Source organism: Thalassospira sp. MIT121401, from assembly GCF_047125595.1.
In the GTDB taxonomy this organism is placed as follows: Bacteria; Pseudomonadota; Alphaproteobacteria; order Rhodospirillales; family Thalassospiraceae; genus Thalassospira; species Thalassospira povalilytica.
Map to the genome: position 1 here is coordinate 1,993,275 of NZ_CP138926.1, position 18,596 is coordinate 2,011,870.

The following is an 18,596-nucleotide window of genomic DNA, read 5'->3' on the forward strand; positions in this document are numbered from 1 at the left end:
AATTAGAGAATGGTTTTGTTGCCAAATTTTCACGTTTTTTGAATGTGGTAACCGCAATTTGATCTGTTCATCGGCGCAATACAGGTCATTATCACTATAGTGTTTATGACCAACAGTCCCGCCAGGAGAGGACCTGATGAGCAATCAGATGTCGGATGAAAAGCCGGATGAAAAGAAAGTCAAACTTTGGGACTTCCCGGTACGCCTGTTTCACTGGTCGCTGGTTGCGGCCATTGTCACGGCATGGTGGACCAACCGGGAACTGATGATCGATATTCACGCCATTGCCGGTTACACCGTATTGGCCCTTGTGCTGTTTCGCATCATCTGGGGCTTTGTCGGCAGTTCGAACGCGCGCTTTGCATCCTTTATCAAAGGCCCGAAAAAGGTCATTGGCTATGCGCTGCGGATCCCCCGGGGATCAATGGCGGACCTGACCTATGCCGGGCATAATCCGGCGGGCGGCTGGATGGTGATGGTGTTGCTGGTTCTTGTCGCGGTGCAGGCGGTAAGTGGCCTGTTTGCCAGCGAAGATACCTTCCTGTTCTTTGATGGTCCGCTTGTTGCCCATGTCAGTTCCGATCTTGCCAGCACGATGAACTGGATCCATCATACCAACATCAATCTGATCTATGCGATGGTCGGGCTGCATGTTTTTGCAGCCCTGTTTTATCTTGTGGTCAAACGCGAAAATCTGATCGGTGCGATGATTACCGGGGCCCGGACGGTTCCGGCCGAGCTTGCGGCCCGCTTTGCGCAGATCCGCTTTGCCTCGCCAATTGCCGGGATTGCCATTCTCGCAGTATGTGCCGTCATTGTCTGGGCGATGGTGACGGTTGCGCGCGGATAGTCGCGTGCGGATAAACGGTCGGCAGATCATCATCTGATCTGCCGTGCCAATGGGAAAATGCCCCCGGCCTGAATTTTCCGGTGTGCTGCGCTGACAGCATGGGGGGTGAAAACCGGACCGGGGGCGCCCATCCAGGGGTAGGGACGGGCCAGTGTTTGCAATTTCGTTGGTTAGCTTATTTCGACCGATAGGTCTCGTGACAGCCTTTGCACGACTTGCCAAGATTGCCCATCGCAGCCCCCATGGCCGATTTGTCACCGGCTGCGGCGGCCATTGCCAATGCTGCTTCTTTCAGTTCCGGGAACCGTCCGGCAAAGTCATCCCAATCCGACCAGACTTTGTCGGTTGCCGTGGTTTTGACGGTTGCATCCATTGTTTTGGGTTCAAAAGCTGCCGGGGCGGCGTCTGCGGCAAAGGCGATGCCATTTGCCAGATTGCGCAATACCGGATCAGGAAGGTTGCAGTCTCCCTTAAGGTAACAGCCAAGGGTCCCCATCGCCCCGCCGATACCATCCATCAGCATCTGGCGGTTCTGAACCGTGGCATTGTCCATTGTCTCGTCGGCAAAGGCGTTGATCGGCATCATGCTGCCTGCGGCAATCATGGCGCTGAACAGTCCTGCAGTCACAAGGTGCTTCATGGCTTCTCTCTGTTGTATTTTGCGGGGTCTCTCTGATCGCCAAGCGGGCGTTTGATTCTTATCTGTATAAGAAGCATCTTGTTGCTTCCTGCCCGTCGCTCGGATTAGGGTCAGGACCGATTGTCCCAGTTGCGCCCCGAAAACCGGAATCACAAGCGCGTGAGTAGATCAGTTTTTTAGTATCTCGCGTCAAAGGAACTGCCCCGTTATGTCGTCTGCCACCCCGCAAACTGTTTCGAATTCTGATGACCAAGCCATTCGCGAAGGACGCGCGCGTGCCCGCAACCTGATCCGTGAATGGGATCTGAGGCATGCCTATATCAACGGTCTGTGGCAGGATGCCGACAGCCGCGAGACTCTTGATGTGATTGATCCGGCCCGCGGGGATGTGATCGGTGCTGTTCCGTTCATGCGCACATCCGAGGCCAGGCGCGCGATTGATGCTGCCCATGATGCCTTTGCCGGCTGGTCCCGCAGACTGGCAAAAGACCGTGCCGCCATCCTGCGGCGCTGGCGCGATCTGCTTGAAACCCATCAGGAAGACCTTGCGGCATTGATCACCCTTGAACAGGGCAAGCCCTATGATCAGGCCTTGCGCGAAGTCATAGGGGCAATTGCCTATGCCGAATGGTACGGCGAAGAAGCCAAGCGTGCCTATGGTCAGACCATGCCCGCCACCCAGCGCGATCGTCGCGTTGTCGTGCAAAAGCACCCGGTGGGGGTCGTTGCGGCAATCACGCCCTGGAACTTCCCGCTGACCATGGTGGTGCGCAAATGCGCCCCGGCACTGGCGGCGGGCTGTACGGTTGTTGTCAAACCGGCCGAAGATACGCCGCTTTCGGCGCTGGCCGCGGCCAAGCTTGCCGAACAGACCGGATTCCCGGCGGGTGTGTTCAATGTGGTTACCGGTCTGCCCCAGCCAATCGGCGAGGCCCTGACGGGGGATGAACGCGTTCGCATGCTGTCCTTTACCGGCTCGACCGAGGTCGGCAAACGGTTGATGGCGCAATGCGCACCGACTGTGAAAAAGCTGTCGCTTGAGCTGGGTGGCAATGCGCCCTTCATCGTGATGGATGATGCCGATCTTGATGCGGCTGTTGCCGGGGCGATGATTTCCAAGTTCCGTAACAGCGGTCAGACCTGCGTCTGTGCCAACCGCATTTTCGCTCAGGATGGGGTCTATGACGCGTTTGTCGAAAAATTCATTGCCGCAAGCAATGCCCAGACCATCGGCAACGGCTTTGTCCCGGGGACCGAAATCGGTCCGCTGATCAATCGGCAGGCGGTGGCAAAGGTCGAACGTCTTGTTGAAAATGCGCGCAAGGCCGGTGCCACGCTGGTCTATGGGGCCGAACGGCCCAAGGACGGGCATTTTGTCCGCCCGCTGGTCATGACCGATGTACCCCATGATGCCGACTGCTTTAACGAGGAACTGTTTGCCCCGGTGGCACCGGTTTATCGTTTCGCGACCGAGGATGAGGTGATCGAACTTGCCAACCGGGTGCGCACCGGTCTGGCATCCTATCTTTATAGTCGCGATATCGGCCGTATTCAGCGCATTGCCGACAATCTGGAAACCGGTGTGGTCGGGATCAATGACGGCACCACCAGCCACGAAGGCGCACCGTTTGGCGGCGTGAAGGAAAGCGGGCAGGGACGCGAAGGCGGTCATTGGGGGCTTGAGGAATATCTTGAACCCAAATACCTCAATTACGCGATTGGCGGGCAGTAACGGCCCCGTTCGAACCGGTTCAGTCACGGGACTGAACCGGGAAAGGGGATGCGGTCAAATGCGGTTGCGGCCGGTTGAAATGGGCGGATCGCAAAACGATCATTCTACTTATTGCTCTTGTCGTTCTGCGATCCTGACAAAGCTATGCAAAATTGATGAGTCGGATTCCGCGGAAAAACCGGTTTGAATTTGCCGTGTTTGGCAAAAATCCATGCAGTGCAAAGCATCAATCATGGCTGTTTTTTCTGCGACAATGGCGTAAATCGACGGGCTGCGATGCCTCGAACCCCTTTATATTAGTGTAATGCGCGGGTGTCGGGCCGGTCGGTGTCGCAGAAAATCCAGCAAAACGAGGATGTTATTTGTCATGATACGATCATGCGTTCTGCGCATGATAAGATTATGGCGGAAATGTTTCACGATATGCGCTGTGTGCATGGGTGGAGTGAGAAAACTCTTCTCGTGGGAATGCAAAAACAGGCGTAAACCCGTTTTCAGAGAACACAACGCAAAACCCAGACGCGACAAGCGCGGGATGCTTTTGAAAGGAAACGGACATGAAAATGTATCGTGATTATGACCTGGTTGCCCTGCAGCGCGAAGCAGAACGTCTCCGTGCTGTTGCAATGCGCAACATGTTTGCTGCTCTGGTTCGCAAAGTTGGCGCACTGTTCGGTGCCAACCGCAAGCCGCACGGTGGCGTACCGGCTGGCGCATAATTTCGCCAGTACAAAGAAATTCGGTGCTGACATGATCAGCACCCTTAAAAACACCTCCGCAATCCTCCCATGCGGGGGTGTTTTTGTTTGTATGCTTCACCTTGGCCCGGCAGACGGTTATTAAGGGGGATTGCTGTCCCATTCCCGATCCCGGAAAGTTGGTTTTATGAAGCTCGCCCATTACGCCTTTGGTGAAGAAAATCGCGACAACGGTACGATTGTCATTGTCCATGGTCTGTTTGGTCAGGCCCGGAACTGGACCGCGATTGCCCGTCGGCTGGCGGAAAAATACCATGTGGTCACGGCGGATTTGCGCAATCACGGCCGGTCGGGCTGGGATATGGATATGACCTATGGCGCGATGGCGGCCGATCTTGCCGAGCTGATCGGGTCCGTTTCCGATAAGCCGGTTCATCTTGTCGGGCATTCGATGGGGGGCAAGGCATCAATGGTGCTGGCATTGTCGGCCAATGCCGGACTGGTTGCCGATCTGGTGATCGTTGATATCGCGCCGGTGGCCTATGATCATGACTATACCGGTTATATCACGGCGATGCGCGGGGTCGATTTCGATAAGATCACCCGCCGCGCCGAAGTTGAAGATGCGCTGTCATCCGGGGTTTCGGAAAAAGGCGTGCGTCAGTTTCTGGCCCAGAATGTCACAACGGACAAGGACAGCGGCAAAATGTCCTGGCAGGTCAATATTGACGCGATGGCGGCCCATCTTGATGACATTACCGGCTGGCCGCAATCGGATGTCAGCGGATCCTATGACGGGGATGTTCTGTTTATTTCCGGGGCAAATTCGCATTATGTCGATTCCCGTGATCGCGACCACATCAAATCACTGTTTCCCAAGGCGGCCTTTACCAGCATCAAGGGTGCCGGGCACTGGGTACATGCCGAAAAGCCCGAAGCCGTATTGCTGACCTTGTCCGCATTTCTCAAACGCTGAACAAAGGCGGGTGTCCAATGGTCGATCTTCCAAAAGGCTGGTCCATTCCCGATCTTGCCAATATCCGCATAGACGATATCGAATGCCTGTCTGACAACTGGTATCACCTTTATCGTGTCAGTTTTGATCTGAAACGGTCGGACGGATCTTGGCAACATCAAACCCGCGAGGCCTATGAACGCGGAAACGGGGCGGGCATTCTGCTTTATAACCGGGCCGACCGAACGGTGATCCTGACCCGGCAGTTCCGCCTGCCATCCTTTGTCAATGGCAACCCCGATGGCATGCTGATCGAAGTTCCTGCGGGTCTGCTTGATGATCGTGACCCGGCCGCAGCCGTGATTGCCGAGGTCGAGGAAGAAACAGGCTATCGCATCGGCAAACCGCAAAAGGTCTTTGAACTTTTCATGAGCCCGGGCTCGGTCACGGAACGGTTGCATCTTTTTGTTGCCGAAGTTCGCCGTGATCACCGCGAAGGCGACGGCGGTGGCCTGCACGAAGAAGGCGAGGATATCCACGTTCTTGAAATCGCCTTTGACGATATCGCATCGATGATAAGCGATGGCCGCATTCGCGATGCCAAAACAATCATCCTGCTTCAGCACGGGTTACTGACCGGCCTGTTTGACTAACCGGTTTGTTTTTGACAGAGCGGCGCGTTTACCAAGGCAATTCCTGGCCGTCATAGGCAAAGAACCCGCCGGATTGTCGGGGTGTCAGGCCGTCAATCACCGTAAGCATCCTGGCTGTGGCCTGTTCGGGGTTTTGCACATCAAGGCCCGATTTGGCAAACGGGCCGGAAAGGCCGGTATCGACCGTTCCAGGATGCAGGGACACGCAAATGGCATCGGGCTTGTTGCGGGAAAGTTCAATAGATGCGGTTTTGACCAGCTGGTTCAATGCCGCCTTGGCGGCGCGATATCCGTACCATCCCCCCATCCGGTTATCACCGATACTGCCGACCTTGGCCGACAGGGTCGCAAAGACGGCCTTGCCCTTGCGCGGCAGCAACGGACAAAAATGCTTCATCAGCAATGCCGGGCCAATCGCATTGATCCGGAACTGTTTGGTCATATAGGCCGCGTCAATCTGACGCAGGGACTTTTCCGGCTGAAAGCTTTCATCATGCAGATAACCGGTCGCATCAATGATCAGGGCAAAGTCACATCCATGTGCATCGGCCTGCATGCGGGCATCCCGTGCACAGGCGTCGATGCTTTCGGGGATGTCGAAATCAAGTGACGGACGGGTTTTGCGTCCATAGGTCAGCACCTTGGCAAAATGCCCCGATGAGTGCAGATGGGTTGCAAAGGCGGCCCCAATGCCGCCGGTTGCACCAATGACAATCGCGATCTGACCGGCCGGGATACTTTTGAAGTGCGGTGTTTCAATGCCTGACATCTGCGTCCCCTGGATTGTGCTTTGCGTGGGTGGTTGCGTGATGTTTTACGGCGGTGAAGGCCGTGCAGTTCAGGATTGATGAGTGTCGGGGGGCAAAACCAAAAAGCCGCCGGCACGGGGCTGGCGGCTTTGGCAATGTTTCGGTCGGGTCCGATTATTCGGCGGCGTTGATGCGCGCGATATTCGGGGCGCTGCGGGCGCCTTTGCCTTCGTGATCGTGGCGGCGGATGAAATCCTTGATCCGCGGGCTGATCTGTTCGCGCCAGCGACGGCCGTTAAACACGCCGTAATGGCCAACACCCTGTTGCAGATGATGCATGCGCATATTGTCGGGCAGGTTGCTGCACAGCTTGTGCGCAGCCCGGGTCTGACCCATGCCGGTAATATCATCGCGTTCGCCTTCGACCGTCAAAAGGGCAGTCTTGGTAATCGCGGACGGATCAACCGGCACACCCTGCCAGCGCATGGTGCCTTCGGGCAGGCTGTGTTCATGGAACACGACCTTAAGGGTCTGAAGATAAAACTCGGCGGTCATATCCATGACCGCCAGATATTCCTGATAGAAGGATCGCTTGGCTTCGGCGCTTTCGCCGTCACCTTCGACCAGATGCAGGAACATGTCATGATGGGCCGACACATGGCGGTCCCAGTTCATGCTCATGAAACCGGCAAGCTGCATGAAGCCCGGATAAACCCGGCGCATCACACCGGCATGGGGCAGGGGCACATGCGACAGGACATGGCGTTCAAACCAGTCAAGGCTGTGCTGTTTTGCGAAATTGTTGACCTCGGTCGGGTTTTCACGCGTATCGATCGGGCCGCCCATCAGGGTCATCGAGGCCGGCTGGCATTTTTCGTTGCCGGCTGCCATCAGGGATGCGGCGGCAACCACCGGCACGGATGGCTGACACACAGCAATCATGTGGGTGTTGGGGCCAAGTTTGCGCAGGAACCGCATCAGGTAATCGATATAGCTATCAAGGTCGAAATGGCCCTGATGAACCGGGACGGTGCGCGCATCAATCCAGTCGGTGATGTAAACATCGTGATCGGGCAGCAATGCCTCGACCGTGCCGCGCAGAAGCGTTGAAAAATGCCCCGACAGCGGTGCGACAAGCAGCACACGCGGATCATCGGGCTGGGTTTTCAAGTGATCGGTTTCGCGCTTGAAATGCAACAGATCACAAAAGGCCTCGCTATGAACGATTTCTTCGGTGATCGGCACGGTTTCGCCGTCAATGGTCGTGGTTTCAAGCCCGAATTCCGGTTTTCCGTAACGGTGGGTGAAATGGGTGAACACGTCACATGCGGCCGCTGCTGCCCGACCCTGATGGGTATAGGACAGCGGATTGGCCGGATTGCGCAGCCACTTTTTGCTGGCATCCGCAGCCATGCGAAGCGGGCTTATTGTGGCGTGCTGCAATTCATAAAGGTGATACAGCATTTACTCTCACTCCCGGGTGACCGGCCTTTGGGCCTGTATCACCAACTGGTTACGGCATTTCATCCTGTTTATGGTCGTATGGGCGTCTGGCTGTGCGATACGACTTGGTATTCTGGTTCTGATCCGGGCGCGGGATTGATTGATGCCGTTTTGATCCACAACCATCGGGTCGTGAAGATGTGATCAGAAATCCTGTTATTGCGTCAAAGCCTACGACAGTTCAGCTTACTTGCAATAGCCATAAAGTATGATGAAATTCCAAATTATCGTTTTCTTTGTTGATTCAAACGAAATTTTGCCAGCCTGTCGAGTGAAATTTTGCAACGCAGCGTAAACTGTTGCAATGCAATAAGTGTTTTGAGCCTGAAATGATTGCCCTCCGCTGGGCGGGCCGCAAAAACGATCAGAAAAGCAGACTCGCCCAAAATCGGGTGCGATATCCTTTGGCGCAATATGCGACGGCTGGTTGATCCAGCTTTACGCATAAAGAAAAGGCGCTGCTATCGGGGAATAGCAGCGCCAAGTCGTGCGGAGTATATTTTCAGTCGCCATAAGGCCCAAAAGGGAAGTCGGGCATTAGGGAAGCTCTGGCCGACAGGCGGGACAGGGTATGGGTGCGGGGTTGCCTGCCGGCCAGATGCCCGTGATGGACAAAAGCAATGGTGGCTTAAAGTCCGGGCCTCACAGATTTCAATTCGAATTCACAAGAAACGTTGCGGAACGTTTCAGACAAGACCACGAAGGCTTTGTGCCATGCCCAGGGCGATCACAAACAGGAAGAAACCTGTACTGCCGACAATCGCAACAGTGCTGCAAAGCTCGTTCAGGCGGGTCGGGTTTTCGATCAGTTTGTGCATGGTATGTCCTCCTCGATCTGTCTGAAGAAACCATACTGTTCTGATTTTGTTCTCGCAAGAACAAAATTGGAACAAAATCCGGAGGATTTAATTAAGTCATTGTTTTTAAATAAATACATTGTGTTCTCGGATGTTCTCATTTTGACCGGAAAATGAGAACATTCAGCATTGTTTCAGGCCGTCAGGTAGAATGAAAGCCGCAGAAAACGGTGCTTTTGCGCGAGTCTTTGTATTCCGGACCGATGATGGGCGGTTGGGGGCGGTTGCGGTTTTACCGATCAGCGCGCTAATCGGGTATGGCGGGCGGGTTAGGGCAGGCGGGGAATGGCGGGGCAAAGCGTCATGAAAGTTTGCATTTCATCCCGGCCGGATCTGGTTGACACTGGTTTGACAAGACATTGTCTGGAGCCGGTCAATGCGGTCAAAATCAATTTGTTGCACGATATTCGGACTGGCCTAAAATGGGGGCCAACCCGGTGGTTGTTGAAGCCGTTTCGCAACAAATTGTTACGGTTAAACCGGATTCCGGTAAAACGGTCCATTTCGCGCTTGATCGCAGTGGTCTTACCCCCTGAGATCGTGTAACAGTGCGCTTTGCGACCGGTCTGGCGCAGCACTGTTGATCAGGACACAGCATTGCTGTTTGAATCGGTACAATTGGTCAGATAACAGAATACTGCCATGACCAAATCCCGCTGGCAGATGTTCAAAATCGCAGAAATGCGTGTTGTCTGGTCATGATAAACAAGCCGGCTTTGAACCATTTGGGCACCCGTCAGAATGGTTTTGCCAGCAAATGCACAAGCACCATCGGGAATGCCGGTGGTGTTATCACGGTAAAAATGCCGTGTTCCCGTCGCCTGCCAGGATCGACTGATCCGGGGTCCCACCTTGGCGACAGGAAGGAAACGTTGGAAGGCTAAGGGCAGAATGAAACAAAGGCTTAAGCATCGTATCGCTGATATCGTGATTTTCGGTGGGACCGGAGATTTGGCGTTACGGAAACTGTTCCCCGCACTTTATGAAATGGAACGTACCGGGCGTTTCGACGATGAAACCCGCATCTTTGGCGCTTCGCGCAGCGAACATAGCGACGAGGAATTCCGCTCCAAGCTGGAAGAAGCCGGGCAAAAATTCATCCCCAAGGGCGAATTCGACGCCGAAATCTGGAAAAAATTCGCAAGCCGCATCGCTTATGTGCAGGTTTCCGCCGGCGACGAGGCCGGCTTCAAAGTCCTGTATGAAAAGCTTTCCGATCAGCCCGATCGTGATCGCGTCTATTATTTCTCGACCAGTCCGTCCCTGTTTGCCGACATGGCCTTTAACCTCAAAAAGGTCGGGCTGGTAACGCCCAATTCCCGTGTCGTGCTTGAAAAGCCGCTGGGCCACGATCTTGAAAGCTGCCGTGAAATCAACGGCCAGATCGGCGAAGTGTTCGAGGAAAACCAGATTTTCCGTATCGACCACTATCTTGGCAAGGAAACGGTGCAGAACCTTATGATCCTGCGCTTTGCCAATGCGATGTTCGAGCCGCTCTGGAACAGTGCGCATATCGATCACGTACAGATCACGGTCGGCGAAGAAGTCGGGGTCGAAGGGCGCTGGTCCTATTATGATGATGCCGGTGCGATGCGCGACATGGTTCAGAACCATATGTTGCAGTTGCTGTGCCTGGTCGCCATGGAACCGCCCTATGTTCTTGATCAGGACGCGGTGCGTGATGAGAAGGTAAAAGTTCTCAAGGCGCTGCAACCGATCAATGACAGCAATATCGACAGTTCCACCGTGCGCGGCCAGTACCGCAAGGGCGCGGTGGGCGGCAAGGAAGTGCCGGGCTACCTTGAAGAAGAAGGTGCCAATGTCGACAGCACGACCGAAACCTTTGTTGCCATCCGGGCCGAGTTGAACAACTGGCGCTGGGCGGGGGTTCCGTTCTATCTGCGCACGGGCAAACGGTTGCCCAAACGTCATTCGGAAATCGTGATCCAGTTCCGCGACGTCCCGCATCAGATTTTCCCGCTGGCCAAATCGATGACCAACTATCAGGCCAACAAACTGGTTCTGCGGTTGCAGCCTGACGACGGCATTCATCTGGTTCTGAACAACAAGAACCCGGGGCCTGGGCTTGTCCGGTTGCGTCCGACCGCCCTTAACCTGTCCTTTGCCGAGGCATTCGGGGGCCGTAGTCCCGACGCCTATGAACGTCTTTTGCTTGATGCGATTGATGGCAATAACACGCTGTTCGTACGTCGCGATGAACAGGACATTGCATGGCAATGGGTTGATGCGATCCAGGAAGCCTGGAAAAACAATCATATCACGCCCAAAGGCTACACTTCTGGAACGTGGGGCCCGTCCGCGGCCATTGCGCTGATCGAACGTGATGGACGGACCTGGAACGAAGAAGCCGGGTTCTAGGATGGTGCGGCCCTGGCCAAAAGGCCGGGGCACCACATATTCAGCATGACCCCAATTCGGGAAGAAAACATGATTAACGAACGCATTTTCAAAAGCGGCGATGACATGCTCGCGGCATTGGTCAAGGAAACCGTCGAACGACTGGAATTTGCCATCGCGACCCGCGGCCATGCCAGCATTGCTGTTGCCGGTGGCCGGTTTCCCAAACCGCTTTTCCAGACCCTGTCGACCGTCCGTCTGGACTGGTCAAAGGTAACAGTTACCCTTGGCGATGATCGCTGGGTCGGGCTTGATGATGATCAGTCCAATGAAAAGCTGGTGCGCGACAATCTGTTCATCAACGAAGCACAGAATGCCCGCTTTGTGTCGCTTAAAACATCCGATAGCAGCCCCGAAGACGCGGTTGCCACCGTCAGTGCGCGTTTGCGAACCGAACTGCACTGGCCGCTTGATATTGTCTTTTTGGGGATGGGGGATGACGGCCATACCGCATCACTTTTCCCGTCCTCAACCCCCGAAGCCCTGCGCAAAGGGCTTTATCCCGAACATGGCGAGGTCGTCGCCGCTGCACGCCCGACCGTATCCCCGGTCCCGCGCATCAGCATGACGTTACCTGCCATTCTTAACGCCCGGTATATTGGGATCCATATTACCGGACAATCCAAATGGTCGACCTTTGAAACCGCGAAAAACGGCACCGATATTGAAGAAATGCCGGTTCGCGCAATTTTGCAACAGACTGACGTCCCCGTCGATCTGTGGTGGAGCGCCGAGAACCCGAAAGGCTGAACCCCATGAAACGTGAAATAGAACAGATTACAAAACGCATTATCGAGCGTTCAAAACCAACCCGCGAAGCCTATCTGGCCAAGATCGAGGCTGCTGCGTCTGATCGTCCGCATCGTTCTTCCCTGTCCTGTGGCAACCTTGCCCACGCATCGGCGGGCTGTGGTGCGGCTGAAAAGGCCCGCATCAACGGGGACGAGGGTGCAAACCTAGGCATCGTTACATCCTATAACGATATGCTTTCGGCCCATCAGCCGCTTGGCGTCTATCCCGACCTGATCAAAAAGGCCGTGTTCGAAGCCGGGGCAACCGCACAGGTTGCCGGTGGTGTGCCTGCCATGTGTGATGGCGTGACCCAGGGCCGCCCGGGCATGGAGCTCAGCCTGTTCTCGCGCGATGTCATCGCGATGTCGACGGCAGTTTCGCTGTCGCATGATGTGTTTGACGGTGCGCTTTATCTTGGTGTCTGTGACAAGATCGTTCCCGGTCTTGTGATGGGGGCACTTTCCTATGGTCATATCCCGGCGGTGTTTGTTCCGGCCGGTCCGATGCCATCGGGATTGCCCAACAATGAAAAGGCCCGCATTCGTCAGCTTTATGCCCAGGGCAAGGTTGGCCGCAAGGAACTGCTCGAAGCCGAAACCGCGTCCTATCACAGCCCGGGTACCTGTACTTTCTATGGGACGGCGAACTCCAACCAGATGCTGATGGAAGTCATGGGCCTGCATCTTCCCGGTGCGGCGTTTGTCAATCCGAACACCGAACTGCGCGATGCCCTGACCGAAGAAGCCGCACGCCGCGCACTTGCCATCACCAAGCTTGGCAATGACTATCGCCCGATTGGCAAGATCCTTGATGAAAAGGCCTTTGTGAACGGCATCGTCGGTCTTCTGGCGACCGGTGGTTCGACCAACCATACCCTGCATCTTCCGGCAATGGCACGTGCCGCCGGGATCGAGCTGCGCTGGGATGACTTTGACGAACTGTCGCGTGTCGTGCCGCTGCTGTGCCGTGTTTATCCGAACGGCCAGGCCGATGTGAACCATTTCCATGCTGCTGGCGGCATGGGCTTTGTCATTTCCGATCTTCTGAAGAACGGCATCCTGCATCCGGACCTGGAAACCATCCATACCGGGGGCATGGCGGCCTATGGCACCGAGCCGTATCTTGATAATGGCAAACTTGCCTGGCGTGATGCGCCGGCCAACAGCCATGATGAAGAGATCCTGCGCCCGACCGAAAAGGCATTCAGTGCCGATGGCGGTCTGCGTATGCTGTCGGGCAATCTTGGCCGTGCCGTGATCAAGGTTTCTGCCGTCAAGCCGGAAAACCGCGTGATCGAAGCCCCGGCAGCGGTGTTTACATCGCAAGAAGCTATGATGGATGCCTTCAAGGAAGGCAAACTGCATCGTGACGTTGTTTGTGTTGTGCGCTTCCAGGGGCCGAAAGCCAACGGCATGCCGGAACTGCATAAACTGACCCCGCCGCTGGGCGTGCTTCAGGATCTTGGTTACAAGGTTGCTCTTGTTACCGATGGTCGGATGTCGGGTGCATCGGGCAAGGTTCCCGCTGCGATCCACGTCACGCCGGAAGGCATGATGAACGGCCCGATTGCCAAGGTCAAAGACGGCGATATCGTCCGTCTGGATGCCGAAACCGGCGAATTGATCCTGAATGTCTCTGATGCCGAACTGGCCAAACGCGACTTTGCGACCTTTGACAACAAGGCCGAACATCAGGACGGCTTTGGCCGTGAAATGTTTGGCGTGTTCCGTGAACATGTTGGTCTGGCAGAATTGGGTGCCAGTGCTGCCTTCCCGGGGGAGGCAGAAGTCGCGTAATGCAGCTGGTTGGTGATATTGGCGGGACCAATGCCCGCTTTGCCTGGCTTGACGATGCGGGCAATCCCCATACGCCGATGACATTGCCGGTGCGCGAATATGCGACCATCGGCGATGCCATGCGGGACTTTATGGTCAGGACCGACTGTTCGGACTTGCGTGAATTCGCGGTGGCCGTGGCATGCCCGGCCATGGCCGATACCATCAAGTTCACCAATAATCCGTGGGTCTTCTCCAAGGAGGCGCTCAAGGCCGAGTTCAATCTTGACCGTCTTGTCGTGGTCAATGATTTCACCGGTCTTGCCATGTCGGTGCCCTATCTTGGGCCGGAAGACCTGATTACGCTGTTTGACGGGCCGGGGCGCCCGGGGCTGCCACTGGCGGTGATCGGGGCGGGCACCGGTTTGGGTGTTTCGGGTCTGTTGCCCCACGAAGGTCACTGGTTGCCGATCCAGGGCGAAGGCGGGCATGTGTCCCTGCCTGCGGTGGATGATCTTGATTACGAAATCGTCAAATTCCTGACCGGTGAACTGGGCCGTGTTTCGGCCGAGCGCATCCTGTCAGGCATGGGGATTGAAAACCTGTATCGGGCGCTGGCAGCGATTGACGGTATTGCGGTAACCCCCAAAACAGCAGCCGAAGTTGTCGATGGCGCACTTAAGGACGGGGATGCCTTGTGTCTTAAGGTGCTTGAACGCTTCTGCCTGTTTATGGGCGGGGTTGCCGGTGATCTTGTCCTGACGCTCGGCGCCTTTGACGGGGTCTTTATTGGTGGCGGCATTGGTCCACGTATTGCCGATTACATGAAACAAAGCGGCCTGAAAGAGCGCATGATCGCCAAGGGCCGCTTCCGTGATTTGATGAATGATGTGCCGGTACGTCTGATGACGGCGAAATACCCGGCCCTGATTGGCTGTGCCAAGATTTTGACGGCCTGATCAGGAAACAGGAGGAATATTTATGAGCCTTTCATCGCGTGAAATTCTGTCCAAAGCCCCGGTTGTGCCGGTTCTGGTGATTGAAGACGCCAACGACGCCGTTCCTTTGGCCAAGGCACTGGTTGCCGGTGGTTTGCCGGTGCTTGAAATTACCTTGCGGTCCGATGCCGCCGAAGAAAGCATCAAGCGCATCATCGCCGAAGTCCCCGACGCCATCACCGGTGCGGGTACCGTGATCAATGCCAAGCAGATGGAACGCATGGCTGAAATCGGCTGTGCCTTTGCCGTGTCGCCGGGCCATAGTGAAGGCTTGCTCAAGGCAGCGGCCGATACCGGATGCCCGTTGCTTCCGGGGGCTGGTACGCCGTCTGAAATCATGAACCTGCTTGATCATGGCTATGACACGTTGAAATTCTTCCCGGCCGAACAGCAGGGCGGTGTTTCGATGCTTAAGGCAATTTCGGGTCCGCTGCCCCAGGTCAAATTCTGCCCGACGGGTGGGGTTTCGCTTAATAATCTCGCCGATTATTTGGCGCTGCCTAATATTATCACGGTCGGCGGGTCCTGGGTGGCCCCCAAGGATGCGGTCAAGGCCGGTGACTGGGACCGGATTACCAAGCTGGCCCAGGAAGCAACCGACCGGGTCAACGCCCTTCGCGGCTGACGATAATCAAATCATCATACAAATAAAAAGGGACCCGTCCGGGTCCCTTTTTGCGTTTGCGGGGCAAACATTGTGCGGTGGTGGGCGCGCGGGGGACTAGCGGTTTTGCAATTGGTTCCGGTTCGGGAACGGACGATCGGTGATCCGTTCGACATACCAGCGTTCGCCATCAAATTTCCGTTGCAGACCGACATCTTCAAGTTGCGCGTCGCTAAGCGTGCTGAGCACTTCGCGCTGGTTCTTGCGTTTGCGGGCCTCGATCGAATAATTGACGATCCTGTCGATCAGGGCGCCAAACGGCATGCGTTTGGCAAAGGGATCGGTCGCGACATCGAATGGTTTTTGGGTCGAAATCTGGTGCGCCATATCGGCCTCCTGATATCTCTGGTTGAGTTGTCTTGTTGATGGTTTGATCGTCCCATATGCAAAATAAAACAGGAATTCGGTTGTTTCGCAGATTTAATGTGCAAAAATAACCAGAATGATTTGGATCGCGACCGACAGGGTGCAGGGATGAACTGGAACGATTTACGCTATTTTCTTGTTCTGGCCGAGGAAGGCAGCCTTTCCGGGGCGGCCAGACGGCTGCGCAAGGAGCACACAACTGTTGCGCGCCGCATCGAATCCCTTGAAAGCGATGTTGGGACCAAGCTGTTTGATCGTCTGCCGCGCGGCTGGCAATTGACCACGGCGGGGCAGAACCTTGTGCCGGTTGCCGAACGGGTCGAACAGGAAGCGCTGAGTTTCGAACGTCAGGCCAAGGGCGATGAAGCCGCCCACGGGGTGGTGCGGATTTCCGTGCCGCCGGTTGCGGGGCGTGTGCTGTTTGCGCCGCGGCTGGCGCGGCTGCTGACCGCGCATAAGGGGCTTGAATTTGAAATCATCGGGGCGGCGAATGTGGTCAATCTGGCACGGCGCGAAGCCGATATTGCCGTGCGCATGGTGACCCCGCGTGAACCCGGCCTGATCACGCGCAAGCTTTTGGAACTTGGCGTCGGGCTGTATGGGGCGGCGGGATATCGTGACCAGGTGCCGGAACCCGATTGGGAATTCTGCGGCTATGAAGATACGGCCTACGGGGCCTCGAAAAAGGAATGGGTGCGCACGGTTCTCGGGCGGGAATTGCCCTGCCGTTTCCGTGCCGATGATACCGAAACCGTTCGCCAGTTCATCGCAGCCGGCCACGGGGTTGGCGTCCTTCCCCGCTATCTGGGTGACAAGGATGACCGGCTGGAACTGATCCATGCCGATACCGACGGGCATGGTCGTGAAACCGGCTGGCTGGTCGTCCATCCCGACATGCGCCGTTCCCCCGGGGTGCGGCTGGTGATGGATGCGCTGATCAAGGCCGCAGATGAAATCGCCGAGGAATTCCAGATTTAAAACCGCCACCGAGCCCGCCGTCTTTCTCCGGCATCGGAGTTGCGAGTTGGGACTTCGGGGTTCAGCGTTCCGAGCTGAAAGGTCTGAGTTCCGAGTTCGGAACTTGCGGTGGGCGCTTGGGGCGCGCGTTTTGGTATGGGCCCTGCAACAGTTACAACGTCAAAGACAAAGGCCTCCGACTGGCGGAGGCCTTTTCCATGCCCTGAGGGAGGCATTGGCCGCAAAGCCGATACCCCTATCGGTTCTGAGGCCGGTATCAAAGCGTGTCGATTGCCGCAGGTCGGACCCTTGGCCGCTTTGATCTGGTTATGCGGACCGGCGGTTGATCCGGCCATCGTCGGACCGTTCAAGACCGATGTCGCGCAATTGGGCTTCGCTCAGACGGGTCAGGGCAACGCGACTTTGATACCGCTTATAGGATGCCGCCAGAGTTCCAATAATTGCCGTGATGATAGCGCTAACACCCTTGGAAATGCTGGGGCGCGAGGGTGGGGTGGTCTGGCGTGACGCAGCCATCACCGACAGGCTTTTTGCCGAAACGCAACCGACGACGGGATTGCAATCGATCTGGTTATGGATAGCCATTTTGATGCTCCTTGATCGTGGGGGCTGTTGTGCTGGACCAACATTGTCATGCGCAGAAATCCCAAGGAATTCCGATAAAATGCGCTATAGTTGTGCAATATTGCGCAGTTGAGCCATCGGCCGTTAGGCAATAGAGCAAAGTGAGTAAACTTTGCGCCGGTGACCATCATCGCGAAGGGGCGGCTACGTTCGAGTATCGCGGTTTGGCGCAGATGAGGGCTGGTTCGGCTTGGTGCTGGACGGTTTGATCGGGGCCATCGAGGCTGGCCTGATCGGGGTCCGTCAGAGCAGATCAGGTCACGTCGTGTCACTTTGTGTCACGTCACGTCGTCAGGTTATCAGGTCAGCTCGGTTTGGTGAGTTGCGACGGGCTAGCCTGATGCCGGTGCTGACGGTTGAGGGCGATGGCAATGGCAATGGCACTGGCACTGGCACTGGCACTGGCAAGACAATGGCAAGACAGGGGGGATCGATGAACTGGAATGATTTGCGTTTTTTTGTCGCGGTGGCACAGGCCGGCACCCTTTCCGGGGCCGCACGCCGGTTGGGAAAGGATCACACCACCGTTGCCCGGCGGATCGAGGCGCTGGAAGCCGATCTTGGCGCACATCTGTTTGATCGTCTGGCGACCGGCTGGAAATTGACCGAAGCGGGCGAGAATCTGGTGCCGGTGGCAGGCCGGATTGAAGAAGATGTTCTGGCGTTTGAACGTCAGGCCCGCGGTGATGAAACCGCACACGGCGTTGTGCGTATTGCGGTCCCGCCCGCCGCCGGACGTTTGCTGTTTGCCCCGCGACTGGCCGAGCTGCTGCGTGATCAGAAAAATCTGGAATACGAGATTTTGGGATCAAGTGTCATCGCCAACCTTGCCCGCCGCGAGGCGGATGTGGCGGTGCGCATGGCAACTCCGGATCAAAGCGGCCTGATCGTGCGCAAGCTGACCAATCTGCGTTTTGCGGTCTATGCCGCCAAGGGCTATACCGACCGGGTCCCGCGCAAGGATTGGGAATTTTGTGCGGACGGGCGCAACACATTTGGCGATTACCAGCAAGGCTGGGTCTGGGAAACGCTGGAACAGGAATTGCCGATGCGGGTCAAGGCCGATGACAGCCAGACGGTTCTGGCCTTTGTTGCCGCCGGGCATGGGCTGGGATTGTTGCCGCGCTATATGGCCGATCTTGATGATCGTCTGGAACTGGTTTTCGATGACACACTGGGCGAGGTCAGCAAGCCGGTCTGGCTGGTGGTCCATCCCGATATGCGCCGGTCACCCGGGGTCCGCATGGTGATGGATGCCCTGATCAAGGCAACCGAAAGCATCCCGGCCCAATTCAAATCCTGAACGCTCACACCCCCGCAGGCAAAGCCCGATCCACAGAAAGA

Annotated in this window: 18 protein-coding genes; 12 read left to right on the forward strand and 6 right to left on the reverse strand. The window is 56.2% G+C overall.

The window, feature by feature from the left end; genetic code table 11:
• Positions 1-136: 136 nt before the first annotated feature.
• Positions 137-850 carry a cytochrome b/b6 domain-containing protein gene (locus SIB88_RS09010; RefSeq protein ID WP_228195781.1) on the forward strand — a complete coding sequence of 238 codons (714 nt, stop codon included), beginning with the start codon at positions 137-139 and terminating at the stop codon, positions 848-850.
• A gap of 175 nt (positions 851-1,025) precedes the next feature.
• On the opposite strand, the gene SIB88_RS09015 is transcribed toward SIB88_RS09010, so the two are convergent.
• A complete protein-coding gene (locus tag SIB88_RS09015) occupies positions 1,026-1,490 on the reverse strand; it encodes a c-type cytochrome (RefSeq protein ID WP_068517130.1) in 465 nt (154 codons plus the stop codon).
• Between the two features lie 208 nt (positions 1,491-1,698).
• Between SIB88_RS09015 and SIB88_RS09020 the strand changes: the two genes are divergently transcribed.
• From SIB88_RS09020 to SIB88_RS09035, 4 genes are all read left to right on the forward strand, one after another.
• Positions 1,699-3,222, forward strand: coding sequence for an NAD-dependent succinate-semialdehyde dehydrogenase (locus SIB88_RS09020; RefSeq protein ID WP_412557906.1), 1,524 nt, complete (start codon positions 1,699-1,701; stop codon positions 3,220-3,222).
• A gap of 557 nt (positions 3,223-3,779) precedes the next feature.
• Positions 3,780-3,941 (forward strand): RSP_7527 family protein, encoded by a 162-nt coding sequence (locus SIB88_RS09025; RefSeq protein ID WP_156480797.1) that lies wholly within the window; start codon positions 3,780-3,782, stop codon positions 3,939-3,941.
• Between the two features lie 166 nt (positions 3,942-4,107).
• Positions 4,108-4,896 (forward strand): alpha/beta fold hydrolase, encoded by a 789-nt coding sequence (locus SIB88_RS09030; protein WP_114114302.1) that lies wholly within the window; start codon positions 4,108-4,110, stop codon positions 4,894-4,896.
• Positions 4,897-4,913: 17 nt separating this feature from the next.
• Positions 4,914-5,528 carry an NUDIX domain-containing protein gene (locus SIB88_RS09035; protein WP_412557907.1) on the forward strand — a complete coding sequence of 205 codons (615 nt, stop codon included), beginning with the start codon at positions 4,914-4,916 and terminating at the stop codon, positions 5,526-5,528.
• A gap of 28 nt (positions 5,529-5,556) precedes the next feature.
• Here the strand turns inward: SIB88_RS09035 and SIB88_RS09040 are convergent, their stop codons facing one another.
• The 3 genes from SIB88_RS09040 to SIB88_RS09050 form a co-directional block, all read right to left on the reverse strand.
• Positions 5,557-6,297 carry an SDR family NAD(P)-dependent oxidoreductase gene (locus tag SIB88_RS09040; protein ID WP_412557908.1) on the reverse strand — a complete coding sequence of 247 codons (741 nt, stop codon included), beginning with the start codon at positions 6,295-6,297 and terminating at the stop codon, positions 5,557-5,559.
• 154 nt (positions 6,298-6,451) lie between these two features.
• Positions 6,452-7,741: a polyhydroxyalkanoate depolymerase gene (locus tag SIB88_RS09045; RefSeq protein ID WP_068517133.1), complete on the reverse strand. Its 1,290-nt coding sequence runs from the start codon at positions 7,739-7,741 to the stop codon at positions 6,452-6,454.
• Positions 7,742-8,466: 725 nt separating this feature from the next.
• The gene (locus SIB88_RS09050; protein ID WP_255355705.1) at positions 8,467-8,598 is read right to left on the reverse strand and encodes a hypothetical protein; all 132 of its coding nucleotides are present in this window, start codon (positions 8,596-8,598) and stop codon (positions 8,467-8,469) included.
• A 930-nt stretch (positions 8,599-9,528) separates the two neighbouring features.
• Here SIB88_RS09050 and zwf point away from each other — a divergent pair.
• From zwf to SIB88_RS09075, 5 genes are all read left to right on the forward strand, one after another.
• A complete protein-coding gene (zwf, locus tag SIB88_RS09055; RefSeq protein WP_068517136.1) occupies positions 9,529-11,016 on the forward strand; it encodes a glucose-6-phosphate dehydrogenase in 1,488 nt (495 codons plus the stop codon).
• 69 nt (positions 11,017-11,085) lie between these two features.
• Positions 11,086-11,805 (forward strand): 6-phosphogluconolactonase, encoded by a 720-nt coding sequence (gene pgl / locus SIB88_RS09060; RefSeq protein WP_068517181.1) that lies wholly within the window; start codon positions 11,086-11,088, stop codon positions 11,803-11,805.
• Between the two features lie 5 nt (positions 11,806-11,810).
• Entirely contained in the window at positions 11,811-13,643 is a 1,833-nt protein-coding gene (edd, locus tag SIB88_RS09065; RefSeq protein ID WP_068517137.1) for a phosphogluconate dehydratase, read from the forward strand.
• Complete coding sequence (gene glk, locus SIB88_RS09070; protein WP_101247905.1) at positions 13,643-14,581, forward strand: glucokinase; 939 nt, start codon at positions 13,643-13,645, stop codon at positions 14,579-14,581. Before edd ends, glk begins: the two co-directional genes overlap by 1 nt.
• Before the next feature lie 22 nt (positions 14,582-14,603).
• Entirely contained in the window at positions 14,604-15,245 is a 642-nt protein-coding gene (locus SIB88_RS09075) for a bifunctional 4-hydroxy-2-oxoglutarate aldolase/2-dehydro-3-deoxy-phosphogluconate aldolase (RefSeq protein WP_101247906.1), read from the forward strand.
• 96 nt (positions 15,246-15,341) lie between these two features.
• Here the strand turns inward: SIB88_RS09075 and SIB88_RS09080 are convergent, their stop codons facing one another.
• The gene (locus SIB88_RS09080) at positions 15,342-15,611 is read right to left on the reverse strand and encodes a DUF1127 domain-containing protein (RefSeq protein WP_101247907.1); all 270 of its coding nucleotides are present in this window, start codon (positions 15,609-15,611) and stop codon (positions 15,342-15,344) included.
• Positions 15,612-15,758: 147 nt separating this feature from the next.
• Between SIB88_RS09080 and SIB88_RS09085 the strand changes: the two genes are divergently transcribed.
• The gene (locus SIB88_RS09085; RefSeq protein ID WP_068517182.1) at positions 15,759-16,628 is read left to right on the forward strand and encodes a LysR family transcriptional regulator; all 870 of its coding nucleotides are present in this window, start codon (positions 15,759-15,761) and stop codon (positions 16,626-16,628) included.
• 306 nt (positions 16,629-16,934) lie between these two features.
• On the opposite strand, the gene SIB88_RS09090 is transcribed toward SIB88_RS09085, so the two are convergent.
• Positions 16,935-17,213 (reverse strand): DUF1127 domain-containing protein, encoded by a 279-nt coding sequence (locus SIB88_RS09090; protein WP_412557909.1) that lies wholly within the window; start codon positions 17,211-17,213, stop codon positions 16,935-16,937.
• 379 nt (positions 17,214-17,592) lie between these two features.
• Between SIB88_RS09090 and SIB88_RS09095 the strand changes: the two genes are divergently transcribed.
• Positions 17,593-18,555: a LysR family transcriptional regulator gene (locus tag SIB88_RS09095; RefSeq protein WP_412557910.1), complete on the forward strand. Its 963-nt coding sequence runs from the start codon at positions 17,593-17,595 to the stop codon at positions 18,553-18,555.
• The last annotated feature ends 41 nt before the right edge of the window (positions 18,556-18,596 follow it).

Excerpts from the sequence above, each read along its gene's own strand:
- SIB88_RS09010 (WP_228195781.1), top strand. The coding sequence starts at position 137 with ATGAGCAATCAGATGTCGGATGAAAAGCCGGATGAAAAGAAAGTCAAA.
- SIB88_RS09015 (WP_068517130.1), bottom strand. The coding sequence starts at position 1,490 with ATGAAGCACCTTGTGACTGCAGGACTGTTCAGCGCCATGATTGCCGCA.
- SIB88_RS09020 (WP_412557906.1), top strand. The coding sequence starts at position 1,699 with ATGTCGTCTGCCACCCCGCAAACTGTTTCGAATTCTGATGACCAAGCC.
- SIB88_RS09025 (WP_156480797.1), top strand. The coding sequence starts at position 3,780 with ATGAAAATGTATCGTGATTATGACCTGGTTGCCCTGCAGCGCGAAGCA.
- SIB88_RS09030 (WP_114114302.1), top strand. The coding sequence starts at position 4,108 with ATGAAGCTCGCCCATTACGCCTTTGGTGAAGAAAATCGCGACAACGGT.
- SIB88_RS09035 (WP_412557907.1), top strand. The coding sequence starts at position 4,914 with ATGGTCGATCTTCCAAAAGGCTGGTCCATTCCCGATCTTGCCAATATC.
- SIB88_RS09040 (WP_412557908.1), bottom strand. The coding sequence starts at position 6,297 with ATGTCAGGCATTGAAACACCGCACTTCAAAAGTATCCCGGCCGGTCAG.
- SIB88_RS09045 (WP_068517133.1), bottom strand. The coding sequence starts at position 7,741 with ATGCTGTATCACCTTTATGAATTGCAGCACGCCACAATAAGCCCGCTT.
- SIB88_RS09050 (WP_255355705.1), bottom strand. The coding sequence starts at position 8,598 with ATGCACAAACTGATCGAAAACCCGACCCGCCTGAACGAGCTTTGCAGC.
- zwf (WP_068517136.1), top strand. The coding sequence starts at position 9,529 with ATGAAACAAAGGCTTAAGCATCGTATCGCTGATATCGTGATTTTCGGT.
- pgl (WP_068517181.1), top strand. The coding sequence starts at position 11,086 with ATGATTAACGAACGCATTTTCAAAAGCGGCGATGACATGCTCGCGGCA.
- edd (WP_068517137.1), top strand. The coding sequence starts at position 11,811 with ATGAAACGTGAAATAGAACAGATTACAAAACGCATTATCGAGCGTTCA.
- glk (WP_101247905.1), top strand. The coding sequence starts at position 13,643 with ATGCAGCTGGTTGGTGATATTGGCGGGACCAATGCCCGCTTTGCCTGG.
- SIB88_RS09075 (WP_101247906.1), top strand. The coding sequence starts at position 14,604 with ATGAGCCTTTCATCGCGTGAAATTCTGTCCAAAGCCCCGGTTGTGCCG.
- SIB88_RS09080 (WP_101247907.1), bottom strand. The coding sequence starts at position 15,611 with ATGGCGCACCAGATTTCGACCCAAAAACCATTCGATGTCGCGACCGAT.
- SIB88_RS09085 (WP_068517182.1), top strand. The coding sequence starts at position 15,759 with ATGAACTGGAACGATTTACGCTATTTTCTTGTTCTGGCCGAGGAAGGC.
- SIB88_RS09090 (WP_412557909.1), bottom strand. The coding sequence starts at position 17,213 with ATGGCTATCCATAACCAGATCGATTGCAATCCCGTCGTCGGTTGCGTT.
- SIB88_RS09095 (WP_412557910.1), top strand. The coding sequence starts at position 17,593 with ATGCCGGTGCTGACGGTTGAGGGCGATGGCAATGGCAATGGCACTGGC.